Annotated in this window: 15 protein-coding genes; 7 read left to right on the forward strand and 8 right to left on the reverse strand. The window is 74.6% G+C overall.

Features of this window, described 5'->3' with window-relative positions; genetic code table 11:
- Positions 1-111: 111 nt before the first annotated feature.
- Entirely contained in the window at positions 112-750 is a 639-nt protein-coding gene (locus ABZX65_RS16355; RefSeq protein ID WP_355339310.1) for a GNAT family N-acetyltransferase, read from the reverse strand.
- Positions 751-888: 138 nt separating this feature from the next.
- Between ABZX65_RS16355 and ABZX65_RS16360 the strand changes: the two genes are divergently transcribed.
- A complete protein-coding gene (locus ABZX65_RS16360; protein ID WP_355339313.1) occupies positions 889-1,320 on the forward strand; it encodes an SseB family protein in 432 nt (143 codons plus the stop codon).
- Between the two features lie 79 nt (positions 1,321-1,399).
- On the opposite strand, the gene ABZX65_RS16365 is transcribed toward ABZX65_RS16360, so the two are convergent.
- Positions 1,400-2,866, reverse strand: a complete 1,467-nt coding sequence (locus tag ABZX65_RS16365; RefSeq protein ID WP_355339316.1) for a phosphatase PAP2 family protein — start codon at positions 2,864-2,866, stop codon at positions 1,400-1,402.
- A gap of 270 nt (positions 2,867-3,136) precedes the next feature.
- Here ABZX65_RS16365 and ABZX65_RS16370 point away from each other — a divergent pair, with 270 nt between their 5' ends.
- The 3 genes from ABZX65_RS16370 to ABZX65_RS16380 all read left to right on the forward strand — a co-directional run bounded on the left by ABZX65_RS16370 (position 3,137) and on the right by ABZX65_RS16380 (position 6,484).
- Positions 3,137-3,763: an HAD family hydrolase gene (locus tag ABZX65_RS16370; protein WP_355339527.1), complete on the forward strand. Its 627-nt coding sequence runs from the start codon at positions 3,137-3,139 to the stop codon at positions 3,761-3,763.
- A gap of 163 nt (positions 3,764-3,926) precedes the next feature.
- Positions 3,927-5,222, forward strand: a complete 1,296-nt coding sequence (locus ABZX65_RS16375; protein WP_355339319.1) for a pyridoxal phosphate-dependent aminotransferase — start codon at positions 3,927-3,929, stop codon at positions 5,220-5,222.
- Positions 5,223-5,467: 245 nt separating this feature from the next.
- A complete protein-coding gene (locus tag ABZX65_RS16380) occupies positions 5,468-6,484 on the forward strand; it encodes an MBL fold metallo-hydrolase (RefSeq protein WP_355339322.1) in 1,017 nt (338 codons plus the stop codon).
- A gap of 88 nt (positions 6,485-6,572) precedes the next feature.
- On the opposite strand, the gene ABZX65_RS16385 is transcribed toward ABZX65_RS16380, so the two are convergent.
- A complete protein-coding gene (locus tag ABZX65_RS16385) occupies positions 6,573-7,199 on the reverse strand; it encodes a VTT domain-containing protein (protein ID WP_355339325.1) in 627 nt (208 codons plus the stop codon).
- Complete coding sequence (locus tag ABZX65_RS16390; protein ID WP_355339328.1) at positions 7,196-8,002, reverse strand: MBL fold metallo-hydrolase; 807 nt, start codon at positions 8,000-8,002, stop codon at positions 7,196-7,198. Before ABZX65_RS16390 ends, ABZX65_RS16385 begins: the two co-directional genes overlap by 4 nt.
- A gap of 275 nt (positions 8,003-8,277) precedes the next feature.
- On the opposite strand from ABZX65_RS16390, the gene ABZX65_RS16395 reads away from it, so the two are divergent.
- Positions 8,278-10,347, forward strand: coding sequence for a phage holin family protein (locus ABZX65_RS16395; RefSeq protein ID WP_355339529.1), 2,070 nt, complete (start codon positions 8,278-8,280; stop codon positions 10,345-10,347).
- A gap of 22 nt (positions 10,348-10,369) precedes the next feature.
- Here ABZX65_RS16395 and ABZX65_RS16400 read toward each other — a convergent pair whose 3' ends face one another.
- On the reverse strand, positions 10,370-11,134 hold the full coding sequence (locus ABZX65_RS16400; RefSeq protein WP_355339331.1) for an SDR family oxidoreductase: 765 nt from the start codon (positions 11,132-11,134) through the stop codon (positions 10,370-10,372).
- Between the two features lie 77 nt (positions 11,135-11,211).
- Entirely contained in the window at positions 11,212-11,793 is a 582-nt protein-coding gene (locus tag ABZX65_RS16405) for a TetR family transcriptional regulator (protein WP_355339334.1), read from the reverse strand.
- A gap of 98 nt (positions 11,794-11,891) precedes the next feature.
- Here ABZX65_RS16405 and ABZX65_RS16410 point away from each other — a divergent pair, with 98 nt between their 5' ends.
- Positions 11,892-12,614 carry a Clp protease N-terminal domain-containing protein gene (locus tag ABZX65_RS16410; RefSeq protein ID WP_355339337.1) on the forward strand — a complete coding sequence of 241 codons (723 nt, stop codon included), beginning with the start codon at positions 11,892-11,894 and terminating at the stop codon, positions 12,612-12,614.
- A gap of 56 nt (positions 12,615-12,670) precedes the next feature.
- On the opposite strand, the gene ABZX65_RS16415 is transcribed toward ABZX65_RS16410, so the two are convergent.
- Positions 12,671-13,402, reverse strand: coding sequence for a class I SAM-dependent methyltransferase (locus ABZX65_RS16415; protein WP_355339340.1), 732 nt, complete (start codon positions 13,400-13,402; stop codon positions 12,671-12,673).
- 464 nt (positions 13,403-13,866) lie between these two features.
- On the opposite strand from ABZX65_RS16415, the gene ABZX65_RS16420 reads away from it, so the two are divergent.
- Positions 13,867-14,592, forward strand: coding sequence for an SLATT domain-containing protein (locus tag ABZX65_RS16420; protein ID WP_355339343.1), 726 nt, complete (start codon positions 13,867-13,869; stop codon positions 14,590-14,592).
- Positions 14,593-14,647: 55 nt separating this feature from the next.
- On the opposite strand, the gene ABZX65_RS16425 is transcribed toward ABZX65_RS16420, so the two are convergent.
- Positions 14,648-16,474, reverse strand: coding sequence for an AMP-dependent synthetase/ligase (locus ABZX65_RS16425; protein WP_355339346.1), 1,827 nt, complete (start codon positions 16,472-16,474; stop codon positions 14,648-14,650).
- Positions 16,475-16,493: the final 19 nt, after the last annotated feature.

Below are 16,493 nucleotides of genomic sequence, written 5' to 3' on the forward strand. Positions count from 1 at the left end.
CCGCGTGACCGCCGACCGCGTGACCGCCGACCGCGTGACCGCCAGCCGCCGACCGTGGGCCGACGCCCTTCCCCGAACAGCGTCGGCCCACGGTCGGCCCACCCCGGACCGTCAGCCCGCCCCGACCCGTCCGGCCCCCGCCTCCGCGCCGCCCTCCAGCCGTGCCCGCAACCGCCGCTTCGCCTCCGGCCACTCCTCGGCCAGCATCGAGAAGAAGACGCTGTCGCGCCACGTCACACCGTCCGAGCGCAGCCGGTGGCGGCGCCAGACCCCCTCGCGGACCGCGCCGAGCCGCGCGATGGCCCGCTGCGACCTGATGTTGAGATGATCCGTCTTCCAGCAGATCCGCCCCATGCCCAGTTCCTCGAAGGCATGGCCCATCAGCAGCAGCTTGGCCTCGGTGTTGACCGGGGTCCGCCAATGGGCGCGGCCGTACCAGGTCCAGCCGATCTCCAGCCGCTCGTCCCTGGCGCTCACGTCGTGGTACGTCGTCCAGCCGACGGCCCGGCCGCTCGCCCGCTCCACGACGGCGAAGGCGAGACCGCCCGCGGCCTCCGCGTCGGCGGCGACCCGTACAGCGAGATCGCGCAGCTCGTCCTCGGTGCGCGGCGGCTCCACCGGCAGCCAGCGCCACACCTCCTCGTCACCGCCGCCCGCGGCGAACAGATCGGGCACATGGCCGGGAGCGAGCGGTTCGAGGCGGACGAAACGGCCTTCGAGCACCGTGTGAGCGGGGGTTCTGGCAACCATGGACGCACCGTAACCAGCGGCCAGCGGGTCCTGGCAACGCGATTTCACCTCGTGGACCGCATGCTCTCGGCTCAGCCGGGTACGTGCGGGGGATCCGAGCACCGTTGACGCCAGAAGCGGCGAGAGGAACCAGAAGCGATGACCGACATCACCCCCGACGGCCTCGACCCGGACAGCGGCCTGCCCCCGGCGCAGCGCGCGCTGCGCGAGATCGCCCACGGCAGCGAGAACGTCGTCGCCCTCAGCACGCTCGCGGTCAGCGAAGTCCTGCTGCCGGTGCCGGGCGTGGACGAGGACCCCAACGGCGGCGAGCCTCCCCGGCAGATCCAGCTCCCGGTGTACGAACAGGAGGACGGCCGCCAGCTCGTGCCCGTCTTCACCTCCGAGACCCGGATGGCCGAAGCGCTGCCCACGACCAGTCGCTACCGGCTGGTCCAGCTCGCCGTGCTCAGCGGCGCCTGGCCCTCCGACGAACTGATCCTGTCCATCGACACCGGCAGCCCCGACTCGCTGAGCATCTCGGGGGAAGGCGTCCGCGCCCTGGCCGGGCTGGTCGGCGGCCAGAACTGACCGCCGCCCGCGTCGTCAGCCCCGCCCGAGCCGCCTGAGGCGGCTCCGAGCAGGCCCCGGCACGCCCCCCCGGACCCGGTCAGCCCCGGTACACCACCAGCCCGCCGGGCACCTTGTCGAGCAGCAGCTCACCGGGCGCGGGTGCCACCTCACCGTCGTAGGCGAGGTGGACGCCCTCGCCGGGCAGCCGCAGCCGCAGCCGCCGTACGGTCGCCGACGTGTACACCGGCGACCGGGTCAGCACCCCGGTGAGGGCCGCGCCCAGCAGCCGGGTACGGGCGAAGGGCCCGCCGTCCACGATGCGCACGTCCAGCACGCCGTCGTTGAGGTCGCGGCGGCGCACCGGGGCGAGCCCGACACTGGAGTAGCGGCAGTTCCCCGCGAAGATCAGCCACACCGAGCGCGGCCGTCCGTTCACCTCGATGTCCACCGGCTCGCAGGTCCGCAGGACGTGCACGGCGGCCAGCACACTGGCGGGCCAGCTCCCCACCCGCCGCGACCAGCGCTCCCGTACCCGTACCAGCTCCGGGTACGACCCGATGCTGAAGGTGTTGAGGAAGGGCGCCGACTCGCTGTACGGCGAGTCCAGGCTGGTGTGCCGGGCCACGTCCACATTGGCCGCCCGGCCCGCCGCGACCGCCTTCGCGGTGTCCTCGACGGTCTCCAGGCCGAGGTCGAGCGCGAAGTGGTTACGGGTGCCGCCGGGGAAGACCGCCAGCGGCAGCCGGTGGCGCAGGGCGACGGCCGTGGCCAGGCACACCGTGCCGTCACCGCCGCACACCCCGAGCGCGCCGCCCTGCTCCACGGCCGTGCGCGCCGCCTTCTCCAGCATCTCCAGCAGGTCGTCGTCCTCGGTGCACTCGCCGACCGACGCCTCGGGCAGCGCGGCGGCGATCCGGTCGACGGGCGCCGACAGCAGCGGCGGCGGCCCCGACGCGGAGTTCACCACCACGTGCAGCCCGCGGCCCTCGGGCAGCGACGGCACCTGCGCGTCGGCGCCCGGCTCCGGCTTTCCCGGAGCGGGCGGCACCAGGGCGCGTACGACGGCGGCGGCGCCAAGGCCCAGGGCCGCGCCAGCCACCACGTCACTCGGATAGTGCACTCCGGTGTAGATCCGTGAGAAGGCCACGCTCGCGGCGAGCGGCGCGATCACCAGGCCCCAGCGCGGCGACTCGATCGCCATGCCCGCGGCGAAGGCGGCGGCCGAGGCCGCGTGGCCCGAGGGGAACGACGAGGTGATCGGCTGGCGGTGCAGCCGCCGTATGACCGGGACGGTGTCGAGTATCGGCCGTGACCGCCGTACCGCGCCCTTGCCCGCGGTGTTGACCGTCAGCGACGCCAGTGCCAGCGAGCCCAGTCCGCGCGCCGCCGCCCGGCGTCCGGTCCTGCCGCCGGTGGCCGCGACGCCCGCGGCGACGGCGAACCACAGCCGGCCGTGGTTCGCGGCACTGCTCAGCCGGGGCAGCACCGGCTCCGCGCCCGGCCAGTGGCGCTCCGCCACCTCGGCGAACAGCGCCTTGTCCCAGTTCTTCCAGGGATACGTCATGCGGGCCGGTTACCCACCCCCGGCCGCGGCACACCGCCTGATCAAGGCCGTTGCCGTTCCGTCACGGACGGCCGCCCGCGTATCCGCCGGTACCGCACTCGCGTACCCGCCCGCGTATCCGCCGGTACCGCACCCGCGTATCCGCCCGCGGACCCACCGGTACCGCACCCGCGCCGCCGCCCCCGTGTCCGCCGTCCAGCGGTGCCGCCGCTGTAGTCTCACCGGGTGAACGAAGCTCACCCGCACGCCCCTTGGCCAGAGCCGGAACTCGTGATCTTCGACTGCGACGGTGTGCTGGTCGACAGCGAGAAGATCGCGGTGAAGGTGGACGCGTTCGTGCTCGCCGCGGTCGGCTGGCCGCTGAGCGAGGCCGAGATCGTGGAACGGTTCGTGGGCCGCTCCTACCGCGACATGACCACCGCCATCGAGAAACACCTGGGCCGCTCCCTGCCCGAGGACTGGGACGCCCCCTACCGGCACCTCTACCAGGAGGCGTTCGACGCCGACCTGACCGAGGTCGACGGCATCACGCAGGCTCTGGACGCGCTCACCCTGCCGAGCTGCGTCGCGTCGAGCACCAGCCACGAGGGGCTGCGCCACACGCTTGGCCTCACCGGGCTCTACGAGCGTTTCGAGGGCCGGATCTTCAGCGCGAGCGAGGTCGAGCACGGCAAGCCCGCCCCCGACCTCTTCCTGCACGCGGCCCGCAGCCTCGGCGTCGATCCCGCGCGCTGCGTGGTCGTCGAGGACAGCCGGTACGGGGTGGCCGCCGCCCGCGCGGCGGGCATGCGCGCGTACGGCTACTGCGGCGGACTCACCCCCGCGGGCTGGCTCGAAGGCCCCGGCACGACGGTCTTCGACGACATGCGCGACCTGCCCGCACTGCTGCTGCGCTGAATGCGGGGCGCGCCGCCGCCTCCTCACCCGCGCACTCGGCCGTCGGCCGCTCCACCGGCCGTTCCGTCGGATGCGGACCGCGCCGTTGCGTCGGATGCGGACCGCGCCGCCGCGGGAGAAAGTGGGCCCCAGGGGTGCCCACCTACGCAGCGGAGGTAACCGGATGCGGCTCGGCCCGCGGTACGACCTGCGACCCGACTCGGGACTGCCGCTGCCCGCGTACTGGCGGGAACGGACCGCCGACGCCCGGCCCGGCGCCGAGGTCCCTGGCGGCGGTCCGCGGCTGCTCGACGCCGCCTGCGGCTACTGGGCCCGGCGCGGCCTGCCCTGCCGCGCGGACCACGTGCTCGCCGCGCCCGGCGCGGAGCCGCTGCTCTTCGCGCTGCTCGCCGCCGTCGACGGCGACCCGGTGCTGGCCCGCCCCGCTCCCGCGTGGCAGGCCCCGGTGGCCCGGCTGCTCGGCCGCCGGGTGCACACCGCGCCCACCCCGCCCGAGGGCGGCGTGCCCGACCCCTTCGCGCTGCTGGAGACCGTACGGCGGGCGCGCGCGGCGGGCGCCGACCCGCGGCTGCTGGTGCTGTCCGCCGCCGACGACCCGACCGGCACCGTCACCGCGCCCGAGCTGCTGCACGAGACGTGCGAGGCCGCGGCGGAGGCGGGGCTGCTGATCGTCTCCGACGAGACGTACTCCGACACGCTCCACCACCGCGACACGGTGCTGCTCAGCCCGGCCGAGATGCTGCCCGACCACACCGTCGTCCTGGCCGACCTGGGCGCCACGCTGGTCCCGGCCGCGGTGCCCGCCGCGCTCGCCCGCTTCCCCGCCACCGCCCACGGCGCGGCCTGGCGGGAGCGGGCCCTCGACGTACTCGCCGCGCTGCGCGCCGTGCTGCCCGCGCCGGTCGCCGCCGCCACCGGATACGTCCTCACCGAGCCCGCGGAGGTCACCGACCGCACCGCCGCGGCCAACCGGCTGCACGCGCGTACCGCCGCTGCCGCCTTCCGCGCGATCACCGGCGCGGGGGCGACCTGCCGTCCGCCGCGCGCCGGTTTCCAGCTCTACCCGACGCTGCCCGCGCCCGGCCTGGACGCCGCCGCGCTGGAGGAGCGGCTGACCGTGGCCCTCGGCTACCCCGTACTCGGCGGCCACCGCTTCGGCGACGACCCGGACGAGCCGCGCGTGCGGATCAGCACGGGGCACCTGCACGGCGCCACCGAGGACGAGCGGCGGGTCGCGCTGGCCGCGCCCGACCCGCTCGCCGTCCCGCATGTCGTCGCCGCGCTGGCCGCGTTGGCCGTCGCCGTCAGCGGCCACGCCACCGGGTACCCGGAGGGCGGGTCGGGCCCCGCGGGCGGGGCGGTCGGCGAATCCGCGGGCATCGGCGAATCCGCGCGCATCGGTGAATCCGCCGACATCGGCGAATCGGCGGACACCGGATCGCGGGGGCGTGGGACCTGACCTATTTTTTGGGTAGGTCGATGAACGATGATCGGGGATCCGGTGGGTGCGAGCGGTGTTCGGGACGGCCGGGCGGGCCACACGCGCCTCGCCCACCCTCCCCACACCCTGTGCCGCGGCCACGGGTCCTGCCGGTCCCGTCGGGCTTCCCGGCCCGGCCGGAACCGCCGGGGCCGCCGCCCCGGCCCGCTGTTGCCCGGCGAGTGTCGCCGACGGCGCCGAGACCGTGACGGATGGGAGTCCCGATGACCGATCAGAGCGAGCGCACCCTCGCCGAGAGCGAGAGCACCCTCGCCGGTCCGCGTCCGCTGGGCGAGTTGAGGACCTGGCCCAAGTCGTTCGCCGACCGGCTGACGGACCCGCTGCCGGGGCTGCGCGACGTCCTGCGCTCGGTACGGGAACGCAGCATGCGCCCGCCGGCCGCCGCGCTCGCGCAGGTGCCGTCGCTGCCGGTCGAGCAAGGACCGCTGCCCGCGACGACGGCGGGCACGGTCAGCCTCACCTGGGTGGGACACGCGAGCTGGGTGATCGGCATCGGCGGGCTGACCGTGCTCACCGACCCCGTCTGGTCCCGCCGGATCCCCGGCACCCCGGCCAGAGTCACCCCGGTGGGCGTGCCCTGGGAGACGCTGCCCCCCGTGGACGCCGTCGTCATCAGCCACAACCACTACGACCACCTCGACGCGCCGACGCTGAAGCGGCTGCCGCGCGACACCGCGCTGTTCGTGCCCGCGGGCCTGGCCGCCTGGTGCCGCCGCCGAGGCTTCACGCGGGTCACCGAACTCGACTGGTGGGAGGCGGCGGAACTGGGCGGTGTCCGCTTCGACTTCGTCCCCGCGCACCACTGGAGCAAGCGCACGCTCACCGACACCTGCCGCTCGCTGTGGGGCGGCTGGGTGCTGACCGACGGCTCGGGGCGGCGCGTCTACTTCGCCGGGGACACCGGCTACGGCCACTGGTTCCGCGAGATCGGCCGCGCCCACCCCGGCATCGACCTCGCGCTGCTGCCGATCGGCGCCTACTCGCCGCGCTGGATGCTCAGCACCGTGCACACCGACCCGGAAGAGGCCGTACGCGCCTGCCTCGACGTGGGCGCGACCGCGATGGCGCCCATGCACTGGGCGACGTTCCTGCTCTCCGCGGAGCCGCCGCTGGAACCGCTCACCCGGCTGCACGCCGCGTGGGCCGCGACCGGCCGCCCCCGCGACGACCTGTGGGACCTGCCGATCGGCGGCTCACGGGTGCTGTCCGGCACGCCGTGAGGGCACGGCACGCCGAGGCACGGCACGCCGTGAGGGCAAGCCCGGCGGCCTGATCGCGGGACGGCCGCCCCCGCTTGCGGCGCGCGGCCTACTTGCGGCGCAGCCGCCGCACGATCATGGGCCCCGCCGCGAAGGCGAACGTCAGCCCCACCGCGAGCGCCACCCCCTGCCACGGCTCGGGGAACAGCGACCCGCCCAGGATGCCGACCAGTTGATACGCCGCCGCCCACACCAGACAGGCCGGGATGTCGCCGCGGACGAACCGCCGCAGCGACATCTCGCCCAGCAGGCACGCCACCATCACCGGGATACGGCCCGCCGGGATCAGCCGGGACAGCACCAGGACGGCCGCGCCGTGCGCGTCCAGCCGGTTCTGCGCCTTCTCCAGCGTCGTGTTGTCCACCCGGTCCTGGAGCCGGTGCAGCCAGCGCGAGCCGTTGCGGGACCGCACCCCGCGCAGGCCGAGCCAGTACAGCGCCACGTCGCCGAGGAAGGCGGCGAAGGACGACACGAGGAACACCCCGAGCAGCGCGAGCGGGGGTTGCGACTGGTGGAAGGCGACGACGGCCGCGCTGGAGACCACCGCGCCGGTCGGCACCACCGGCACCAGCGAGCCGAGCGACACCAGCAAAAACAGCGACGGATAACCTATGGCCTGCTGCGTGGTCTCGGACGCGGGGGAATTGGCGGCGGCCGACGCCAGGAACCCGATCACCCGCGGCTCTCCCGCCCGGCGTCCTCGACCAGCACCGACTGCCCGTGGTCGAGCCGGTGCACCGACACCCGCGGGGCCAGCCGGGCGGCGATCCGCACGAACTCCTCGCCGGGCGTGTGGAATTCGTGCGGCCGTACCGCGTCCATGCCGATCGGCCAGAATGTGCCGTAGTGCACCGGCACCGCGGCTCGCGGCGCCAGATCGGCCAGCACCCGCGCGGCCCGCGCCGCGTCCAGATGCCCGTGCCCGAGGAACGGGCCCCAGCCGCCGACCGGCAGCAGCGCCACATCGCAGGGGCCGACCGCGTCGGCCAGCCCGTCGAACAGCCCGGTGTCCCCGGCGAAGTACGTGCGCGCGGCCCCCTCCACCACATAGCCGAGCGCGGGGGAGCGCTCAGGCCCGTACGGCAGCCGCCGTCCGTCGTGCGCGGCGGGCACCGCCCTGACCGTCAGCTCCCCGCCGTCCGCGCCGCGTACCAGGAGCGAGTCGCCCGCGCCGACCTCCACCAGCCGCAGCCGGTCACGCAGCCGCCGCAGCCCCGGCACCGCGGCGACCGCGCCGCGCGGCAGGACCACGGTGGTGCCCGCCGCCAGCCGCCGCACCGAGTCCAGGTGCAGGTGGTCGGCGTGCAGATGAGAGATGAGTACGGCGTCGGCCGCGGTCGCCGACGCGGGCGGTACGGCGCCGCGCCGCCTGCGCAGATGGGCGAGCCGCCGGGTGAACAGCGGGTCGGTGAGCACCCGTACCCCGGAGTCCCGCACGGTCACCGTGGCATGGCCCCACCACGTGATCTCCACCGCCACCGCGCCCGTCCTTTCCCGGCATCCGTCCAGGGCGCCCGTATCGCACACACGCGTCGCACCTCCCCGGTCAGGGGACTCGTACCGTGCCCGCGCACACCCTCGCAGGCCCGAGCGTATGCCCTGCCGAGGGCCGGGCCCGGCGCGCGCCCCGACGGGGCGCCGGGACGCGGCGGGCGGTATGGCACTGTGGAGGTGTGCCGCAGCCTGCGAAGAGACGGGAACGGGCCGTCGGCCGGAGCGTGGTGAGGGCCGTCGGCCGGGTGCTCGCTGTGTGGATGGTCTCCAGCGCGACCCTGGCCGTACTCGCCTGGGTGCTCCCCGACTTCCGCCTCGAGGCTCCCAACGGCGACAGCCCCACCCAGATCGCGGTGACCTCGGCGATCGGCGCGGGCGCCTTCGGCGTACTGAGCGCGCTCGTGTGGCCGCTGCTGGTCCGCGCCCTGCTGCTCGTGCCCGCCCTCGTGCTCGGCGCCCTGGTCTTCTTCCTCAACGGCTCGCTGCTGCTCGTCGCCCTGCGCTTCACCCCCGACGGCCGCGGCCAGGTCGCCCCGGCCACCGCCGTGGTGATCGCCGCCGTGATGTCCGCGACGTCCTCCGCCACCAGCACCGCCCTCGCGGTACGGGACGACGCCGCGTACGGCCGCAGGCTCGCCCGGCTCGCGGGCCGCAGAACCCGCGCGAGCGACCCGCCGCTGCCGACCACGCCCGGCACGGTCTTCCTGCAACTCGACGGCGTGGGCCACGACGTGCTGCGCGACGCCCTCACCTCCGCGCCGCCCGCGATGCCGACCCTGGCCGGCTGGCTCGGCACCACCCACCGGCTCACCCCGTGGCGCACCGACTGGAGCAGCCAGACCGGCGCGAGCCAGCTCGCCATCCTGCACGGCACGAACCACGACGTGCCCGCCTTCCGCTGGTTCGAGAAGGAGACCGGCCAGCTGATGGTCTGCAACCGGCCCTCCAGCGCCGCGGAACTGGAGCGCCGCGCGGTGGCCCGTACCGGCTTTCGCGGCCTGCTCGCCGAGGACGGCGCCAGCCGCGGCAATCTGTTCACCGGCGGCGCGGAGCAGTCCGCGCTGGTGATGTCGGTGGCGGCCCGCCGCGACAAGTTCAGCCGCTCCAGATCCGGCTACTTCGCCTACTTCTCCGACCCGGCGAACGCGGTGCGCACCGCCTGGTCGTTCAGCGCCGAGGTGTGCCGCGAGATCGGGGAGTCGACGGCGTCGCGGCTGCGCAGGGACCGGCCCCGGATCAAGCGCGGCGGCCTCTACCCGCTGCTGCGCGCCTTCGCCACCGTCGTGGAACGGGACGTGGCCGTGGCCGCCGTCATCGGCGACATGCTGGCCGGAAGGACCGCCGTCTACGCGGACCTCGTGGCGTACGACGAGGTCGCCCACCACTCGGGCCCGCGCAGCAAGGACGCGCGCAAGGTGCTGGGCCGGCTCGACCGCTCGGTGGCGCTGATCGCCGACGCCTCGCGGTACGCGCCCCGGCCGTACCGCATCGTCCTGCTGTCCGACCACGGGCAGAGCGAGGGCGAGACCTTCGAGAGCGCGTACGGGGTGACCTTCCGCGAACTGGTGCGGGCCGGTTGCGGGCTGGCCGGGACCGAACGGCAGGCCAGGCGGCGGGCGGCGCGCGGCGCCGAGGCACGGGCGGCGGCCCGCACCGCGCTGCGCCGCCCCGAGCAGGAGCGGCGGGCGCAGGAGGAGGCCGAGTGCGCGGGGCCCGCGTCGCAGCCGGTCGTGCTGGCCTCGGGCAACCTCGGGCTCGTCGCCTTCCCCGAGATCGAGGGGCGGGCCACGCTGGAGGAGATCGACCGCCGCTCGCCCGCGCTCCTCGACGCGCTCACCGGGCACCCCGGTATCGGCTTCGTGCTCGTGCACAGCGCCGAGCGCGGTCCGCTCGTGCTGGGCCCCGACGGCTCGCAGCGCGAGCTGGCCACCGGGCGGATCAAGGGCGACGACCCGCTCGCGCCCTTCGGCGAGGGCGCCGCGGACGCCGTGCTGCGGGCGGACGGCTTCCCCCACATCGCCGACCTCATGGTCAACTCCGCCTGCGATCCGCGCTCCGGAGCCGTGCACGCCTTCGAGGAACAGGCCGGTTCGCACGGGGGCCTGGGCGGCCCGCAGAGCCACCCCTTCCTCCTGACCCCCGTCGAACTCCCCGTGCCGCCCGCCCCCCTCGTCGGAGCCGAGGCCCTGCACTCCCTGCTGCGCACATGGCTCACCCCGCCGCGCCCCGCCTCATCCCAGGAGAAGCGGCCCGGCGAGGAGCGATCCCGCGAGGAACCCACCCACCAGGAACCGGTTCGTGAGGAACCGACCCGCGCGACGACGGCGTGAACCGACCTGACGCCGCCGCCGGTCAGGCCGTGGCGCCGCCGTCGATGACCAGGTCGGTGCCCACGGTGGAGGTGGCCGCGGGGGAGGCGAGGTGGAGGACGGCGGCGGCGATCTCGGCGACGCTGGACGCGCGGCCGAGGGGGATCTGGGCGCGCAGGCGGGCGGCCTTGGCGGCGGGGGTCTCGCCGGGGCGCGAGGACATGGGGGTGTCGACGGCGCCGGGGCTGACGGCGTTGATCCGGACGCCGTCGCCGATGTGGTCGAGGGCGGCGGCGCGGGTGAGGGCGCTGACGGCGGCCTTGGCCGCGGTGTACGCGCCGAGGCCGGGAACGCGGCGGTGGGCGCCGATGTTGGAGGCGACGTTGACGACGGCGCCGCCGCCGTGCGCCCGCATGTAGCCGATCTCGTACTTCATGGAGAGCCACAGCCCGGTCAGGTTGGTGTCGAGGCTGTGCCGCCAGTCGGCCTCGGATATGTCGGCGACCGGGGCGGGAGGGGTGATGACGCCGACGTTGTTCACGGCCACGTCGAGGCCGCCGAAGCGGGCCGTCACGGCGTCGACCAGGCGCTCGACGTCCGGCGCGACGGTGATGTCGGCGGGTACGGCGGCGGCCTCGCCGACGCCCTCGGCCGCGATGAGGGCGACCGTCTCCTCAAGGGTCCGCTCACTCCGCCCGGCGACGGCGACGCGGGCGCCCGCACGGGCGAAGGCGAGCGCGACGGCCCGCCCGATACCGCTGCCGCCGCCGGTGACGAGGACGGCCCTGCCGGTGAAGGTGTCGGACATGACGGCTCTCCAGATGCCTTGGGTGCCTACGGGAATGAGAACGATCGGTCGCGAAAAGGGGGCTCGGACCCGTCCGGTCAGTCGAGCAGGGCCAGCGCCTGCGCCGCGGCGTCGCGCGGGCGTTCCGGGTCGCCGCCGGCCTTGCCGACCACGCGGATCCCCTGGAGCAGCACCAGGAGCATGCGGGCCAGCGCCCGCGGGTCCCGCCCGGCGGGCAGCTCGCCCTGGGCGCGGGCCCGCAGCAGCGCCGAGGTCAGCCCGGCCTCCAGCAGGTCCCAGCTCGCCTCCACCCGGCGGGCCGCGGCCCGGTCGTGCGGGGCCAGTTCCACCGCGGTGTTGGTCATGAAGCAGCCGCGCCGCAGTTCGTCGCGCGCGGACTCCTCGGCGAAGCGGGTCACCACCGCCCGTACCCCCGGCAGCGCGGGCCCCGGCTGTGACAACTCCTCCAGCAGCCGCGGGTCGCACAGCTCGCCGTAGCGGCGCAGCGCCAGCAGATACAGCTCGTGCTTGCTGCCGAAGGTGGCGTAGACGCTCGCCCGCGCGATGCCCAGCGCCTCGACGACGTCGGCCATCGACGTGGCCTCGTAACCGCGCCGCCAGAACAGCTCAAGTGCCGCCTGGAGCGCCGTGTCCGGGTCGAATTCCTTGCTCCTCGCCATGCCGATGACCCTAGGGTCAATGAGAACGATCGGTCAAGAAAGAGCCGATCGTCAACTAAAGGTTGACGATCGAGGAATCGTCAACCTAACGTTGACGCATGACCCAACACCCGGTACGACTCGACGACCTCATCGACTACGTCAAGGAACAGCACCCCGGCAGCGAACCGCTCGAAGACCTCCAGCACGCGGTGGCCGTCGCCACCCACGTCGGCGAAATCGCCGACCACCTCATCGGCCACTTCGTGGACCAGGCCCGCAGGGCGGGCGCCTCCTGGACCGACATCGGCCAGCACATGGGGGTGAGCAAGCAGGCCGCGCAGAAGCGGTTCGTGCCCAAGGTCCCCGAGGACCTGGAGTATCTGAGCGTGGAGGCGGGCTTCAACCGCTTCACCGCGCGCGCCCGCAAGACCGTCGCCGCCGGACAGGAGGAGGCCCGCGGCGCCAGGCACAGCGCCGTGGCACCCGAGCACCTGGTCCTCGGCCTGCTGGACGAGCCCCACGGCCTCGCCGCCCTGTGCTTCGGCGCCCTCGGCGTCAGCGCGGAAGCCGTCCGCGCCGCCGTTTCCACCCCCGGCACCGAGGAAGAGCCTCTCAAGGGCAACCTCCCGGTCAGCCCCGCCGCCAAGAAGACCCTCCACCTGGCGCTGCGCGAGGCCCTGCGGCTCGGCCACAACTACATCGGCACCGAACACATCCTGCTCGGCGTCCTCAGCGACGACCAGGAACCCGCCGCCAGAGCGCTCGCCGGCCTCGGCGTCACGCACGAGGCGGCGGAGGCGTGGACCCTCGCGAGCCTGGCCGACCTCGCCAAGGAGTGACCGGCACGGCCGCCCGGCGCCGGCCCGGCCCTCCCCGGCCGGTCCGGCGTCGCCCCTCAGCTCTCCTTGCGCAGCGCCAGCAGCCGGTACACCGGGTCGGGGCGCGGCACCTGCTGGCCGGGAAGCAGCGCCAGCCGCCGCACCAGCGCGCCGGCCTGCTCGTCGTCCAGCGCCAGCGCCGACGCGTAGTACCCGCGCTCCAGATCCCCGGCGGTCCGCTCGGGGGAGCGGCCCTGCCCGTGGCCGGTGAAGCGCGCCTCGCCCGCCCTGCGCAGCCCGTGCTCTGAGGCGACGGCCAGGATCCGCGGGGCCGCGTCGTACGCCTTCCGCACCCGGTACGGCGCCAGCAGTTCGTCCACGTCGCTGTTCATGTCGTGGCCCGAGTCCTTGTCGACCGTCGTCACGAACACCCCGCCGGGCCGCAGTACGCGGGCGCACTCGGCGACCACCGCGGGCGCGTCCGGCAGCAGGTGCAGCAGCCACACCGCGCTCACCGCGTCCAAGGACGCGTCGGCGAAGGGCAGCCGATGGCAGTTGCCCAGCACCACCGACGTGCCGAGGCGCTCGGCGGCCACCTGGGCCATGCCCTCGGAGGAGTCGACGCCGAACACCCGCAGTCCCGGCCGGTCGAGCAGCCCGGTGACCAGACCCGTACCGCAGCCGATGTCCAGCAGTGTGCCCGCGCGTTCGGGCACCAGGGCGAGGATCGCGCGGGCCGCTGACCGGGCCCGCGGCACACCGCCGCGCGTGGCGTCGTAACGCGCCGCCTCCACGTCGTAGTCCAGCATGTGCGAAATGCTAGAGGCCCCAGGTGAACAGGGGTTCACCCGGGACCTTGCGCGCCGGTTACGTGGTGAGGCCAGTGTTACGTCTGGCCGAAGGGTCCGGATCCGGCCCGAGGCGGGTACCGTTGTCCGGATTCACCGGTTCCGCGCGGCCGGGCCCGACCGGCCCGAGCGCGGCGCGCTCCAGCGCACCGCAGGTGCCGCCGACCGCCCGTCCCCCGCACGGCGCGGACGGGCGCGGCGGGAACCGGACACCGCGATGGCTCGCGCACGCCCTTCGGCCCCACGTCCCGTCAGCGCGCCGCACGTTTCCGTATACGCGTCACACGGCGCCCCTCGGGCTCGGTGGGGGCCCTGCGGGGCTTGTGGGTGCGGAATCCCACGGCTCGGCGGTGAACCCGCCCTGAGAAACGGCGCGTTACCGCGACCGGACGTGACGGCGGCGCGGCAGCCGATAACCTCGCCGGATGACTGAGCTGGACGGCGGCGGTACGCCGACGGGCGCGTCCGGGACCGGGCGGCGGCAACGGCAGGCCCGCGATCTGGGCGGCAGGCCCTTCCCGGACATCGCGGTCGACGGACCGGACGGGCAGCGCGAGGCGCTGGCGCGGCTGCGCGCCTGGGCCGAGCAGGAGGCGCAGGACGCCATCGACTGGTACCAGCGCGACAAGCGGCGCAAGCGCACCGCCTCCCGCACGCTCCAGGCGCTGGCCATCGCCCTCGCGGTGGCCGGTACGGCCGTGCCGCTGGCCACCGCGGCGAGCGGCGGCTCCGGGCAGGGCTGGGGATACGTCCTGCTCGCCCTCGCCGCGGGCTGCAAGGGATTCGACCACTTCTTCGGGCTGTCGGCGGGCTGGATGCGGGACATCACCGTCGCCCACGCGCTGCGCGGCGAGCTGAACGCCGTACGCCTCGAATGGGCCGCCGACGTGCTGCGGGCCGGGCCGGGAGGAGCCGCCGCCCGTACCTCGGGACCGCTCGAACCGGCCGAGGTCGAGCGCCAGTTGGCCCTCATCGCCCGGCTCGTCACGACGGTGCGCGGCCACGTCGAGTCCGAGACCGTCGACTGGCGTACGGACCTGAGCGCGCGCATCCGGCAGCTCAACGAGGCGGACGGCGGCCTGTCAGGCGCTGCGGTACCGGCCGCACCAGGCGGCCCGGCCGCATCCGGCGACCGGCAGCCCCTGGCGTAGGGCCAGCCCCTGACGTGGGCTTCCTGACGCAGGCCCGGCGGGCCGGGCTCCCGTCTCAGCCCCGGTAGAGCGCCTCGATCTCCCGCGCGTACGCGTTCTCTATCGCCCGCCGCTTCAGCTTCAGCGACGGCGTCAAGGTGCCGCGCTCCTCCGAGAACGGCGCCGCCAGGATGCGGAAGGTGCGGATCGACTCGGACTGCGAGACAAGGGTGTTCGCGGCGACCACGGCCCGCCGGATCTCCGCCTCCAGGTCCGGGTCGTGCACCAGCTCGGTGGCGGGCAGATTCGGCTTGCCGCGCATCCGCAGCCAGTGCTCGACGGCCTCCCGGTCGTAGGTGATCAGCGCGGCGACGAAGGGCCGGTTGTTGCCCACGGCCACGCACTGCGCGACCAGCGGGTGCGCCCGGACCCGCTCCTCCAGCGCGACCGGCGACACGCTCTTGCCGCCGCTGGTCACCAGGATCTCCTTCTTGCGGCCGGTGATCGTCAGATAACCGTCCTCGTCGAGCGCGCCCAGGTCCCCGGTGGCGAGCCAGCCGTCCCGCAGTACTTCCTCGGTGGCCTTGGCGTTGTTGAGGTAGCCGTGGAAGACCTGGCCGCCGCTCAGCCAGATCTCGCCGTCGTCGGCGATGGCCACGGTGGTGCCGGGCACCGGCTGGCCGACGGTGCCGAAACGCGTCTGCTCCGGCGGGTTCGCGGTCGCGGCGGCCGTCGTCTCGGTCAGGCCGTAGCCCTCGTAGATCGTGACGCCCGCGCCGGAGAAGAACAGGCCGAGCCGCCGGTCCATCGCCGAGCCGCCCGAGATACCGTGCCGCACCCGGCCGCCGAGCGCGTCGCGGACCTTGCTGTAGACCAGCTTCTCGTAGAGCTGGTGCTGCATCCGCAGGGCCGTGCTCGGACCTGGTCCGGTACCGAAGGCTCGCGCCTCCACCGCCTCCGCGTACCGCACCGCGACGTCGACCGCCTTCTCGAACGGCCCGAGCCTGCCGTCCGCCTCCGCCTTGCGGCGCGCGCCCTGGTAGACCTTCTCGAAGACGTACGGCACGGCCAGGACGAACGTCGGCCGGAAGGCGGCGAGGCTCGGGATGAGTTCGGCGGCCGTCATGCTCGGCTGGTGGCCGAGGCGGATCCGGTGCCGTACCGCGGCGACCTCTACCATGCGGCCGAAGACGTGCGCCAGCGGCAGGAAGAGCAGTGTGGACGGCTCCTCGCCCGGCTTGCTCCGGAAGACCGGCTCCCAGCGGGCCACCACGTTCTCGGTCTCCGCCATGAAGTTGGCGTGCGTGAGGACACAGCCCTTGGGCCGCCCGGTGGTGCCCGAGGTGTAGATGACGGTGGCGACGGCGTCGGGCGTGACGGCGAGACGGTGCCGCTCCACGACGTCGTCGCCGATCTGCCGCCCGGCCTCCGACAGTTCGGTCACGCAGTCGGAGTCGAGCTGCCACAGCCGGGTCAGCGCGGGCAGTTCGTCCACGGCCGCGCCGATCGTCATGGCGTGGTCCTCGTGCTCCACGACCGCCGCCACCGCGCCCGAGTCGTGCAGCATCCACCGCACCTGCTCGGAGGAGGAGGTCGGATAGACCGGTACGGACTGGGCGCCGATCGCCCACAGCGCGAAGTCGAACAGCGTCCACTCGTACCGGGTACGGGACATGATCGCGACCCGGTCGCCGAACCGTACGCCCTCGGCCAGCAGCCCCTTGGCCACCGCGAGCACCTGGTCGCGGAATTCGCTCGTCGTCACGTCCTGCCAGACGCCGTCCTCGTCCGCGCGGCCGAACACCACCTTGTCGGGGGCCTGCCGTGCGTTGCCGAACACGGCATCCGCCAAACCTCCGGCCTGTGGCGTCGTGGCCATGGGGGGGACGGTGAACTCGCGCAACGGGTGCTCTCCTCATACC

Origin of the sequence: Streptomyces sp. NPDC003300, assembly GCF_040610915.1 — a bacterium.
In the GTDB taxonomy this organism is placed as follows: Bacteria; Actinomycetota; Actinomycetes; order Streptomycetales; family Streptomycetaceae; genus Actinacidiphila.

Bases quoted from the DNA above. Each gene is read 5' to 3' on its own strand.
- ABZX65_RS16355 (WP_355339310.1), bottom strand. From the start codon at position 750: ATGGTTGCCAGAACCCCCGCTCACACGGTGCTCGAAGGCCGTTTCGTC.
- ABZX65_RS16360 (WP_355339313.1), top strand. From the start codon at position 889: ATGACCGACATCACCCCCGACGGCCTCGACCCGGACAGCGGCCTGCCC.
- ABZX65_RS16365 (WP_355339316.1), bottom strand. From the start codon at position 2,866: ATGACGTATCCCTGGAAGAACTGGGACAAGGCGCTGTTCGCCGAGGTG.
- ABZX65_RS16375 (WP_355339319.1), top strand. From the start codon at position 3,927: ATGCGGCTCGGCCCGCGGTACGACCTGCGACCCGACTCGGGACTGCCG.
- ABZX65_RS16380 (WP_355339322.1), top strand. From the start codon at position 5,468: ATGACCGATCAGAGCGAGCGCACCCTCGCCGAGAGCGAGAGCACCCTC.
- ABZX65_RS16395 (WP_355339529.1), top strand. From the start codon at position 8,278: ATGGTCTCCAGCGCGACCCTGGCCGTACTCGCCTGGGTGCTCCCCGAC.
- ABZX65_RS16400 (WP_355339331.1), bottom strand. From the start codon at position 11,134: ATGTCCGACACCTTCACCGGCAGGGCCGTCCTCGTCACCGGCGGCGGC.
- ABZX65_RS16405 (WP_355339334.1), bottom strand. From the start codon at position 11,793: ATGGCGAGGAGCAAGGAATTCGACCCGGACACGGCGCTCCAGGCGGCA.
- ABZX65_RS16410 (WP_355339337.1), top strand. From the start codon at position 11,892: ATGACCCAACACCCGGTACGACTCGACGACCTCATCGACTACGTCAAG.
- ABZX65_RS16415 (WP_355339340.1), bottom strand. From the start codon at position 13,402: ATGCTGGACTACGACGTGGAGGCGGCGCGTTACGACGCCACGCGCGGC.
- ABZX65_RS16420 (WP_355339343.1), top strand. From the start codon at position 13,867: ATGACTGAGCTGGACGGCGGCGGTACGCCGACGGGCGCGTCCGGGACC.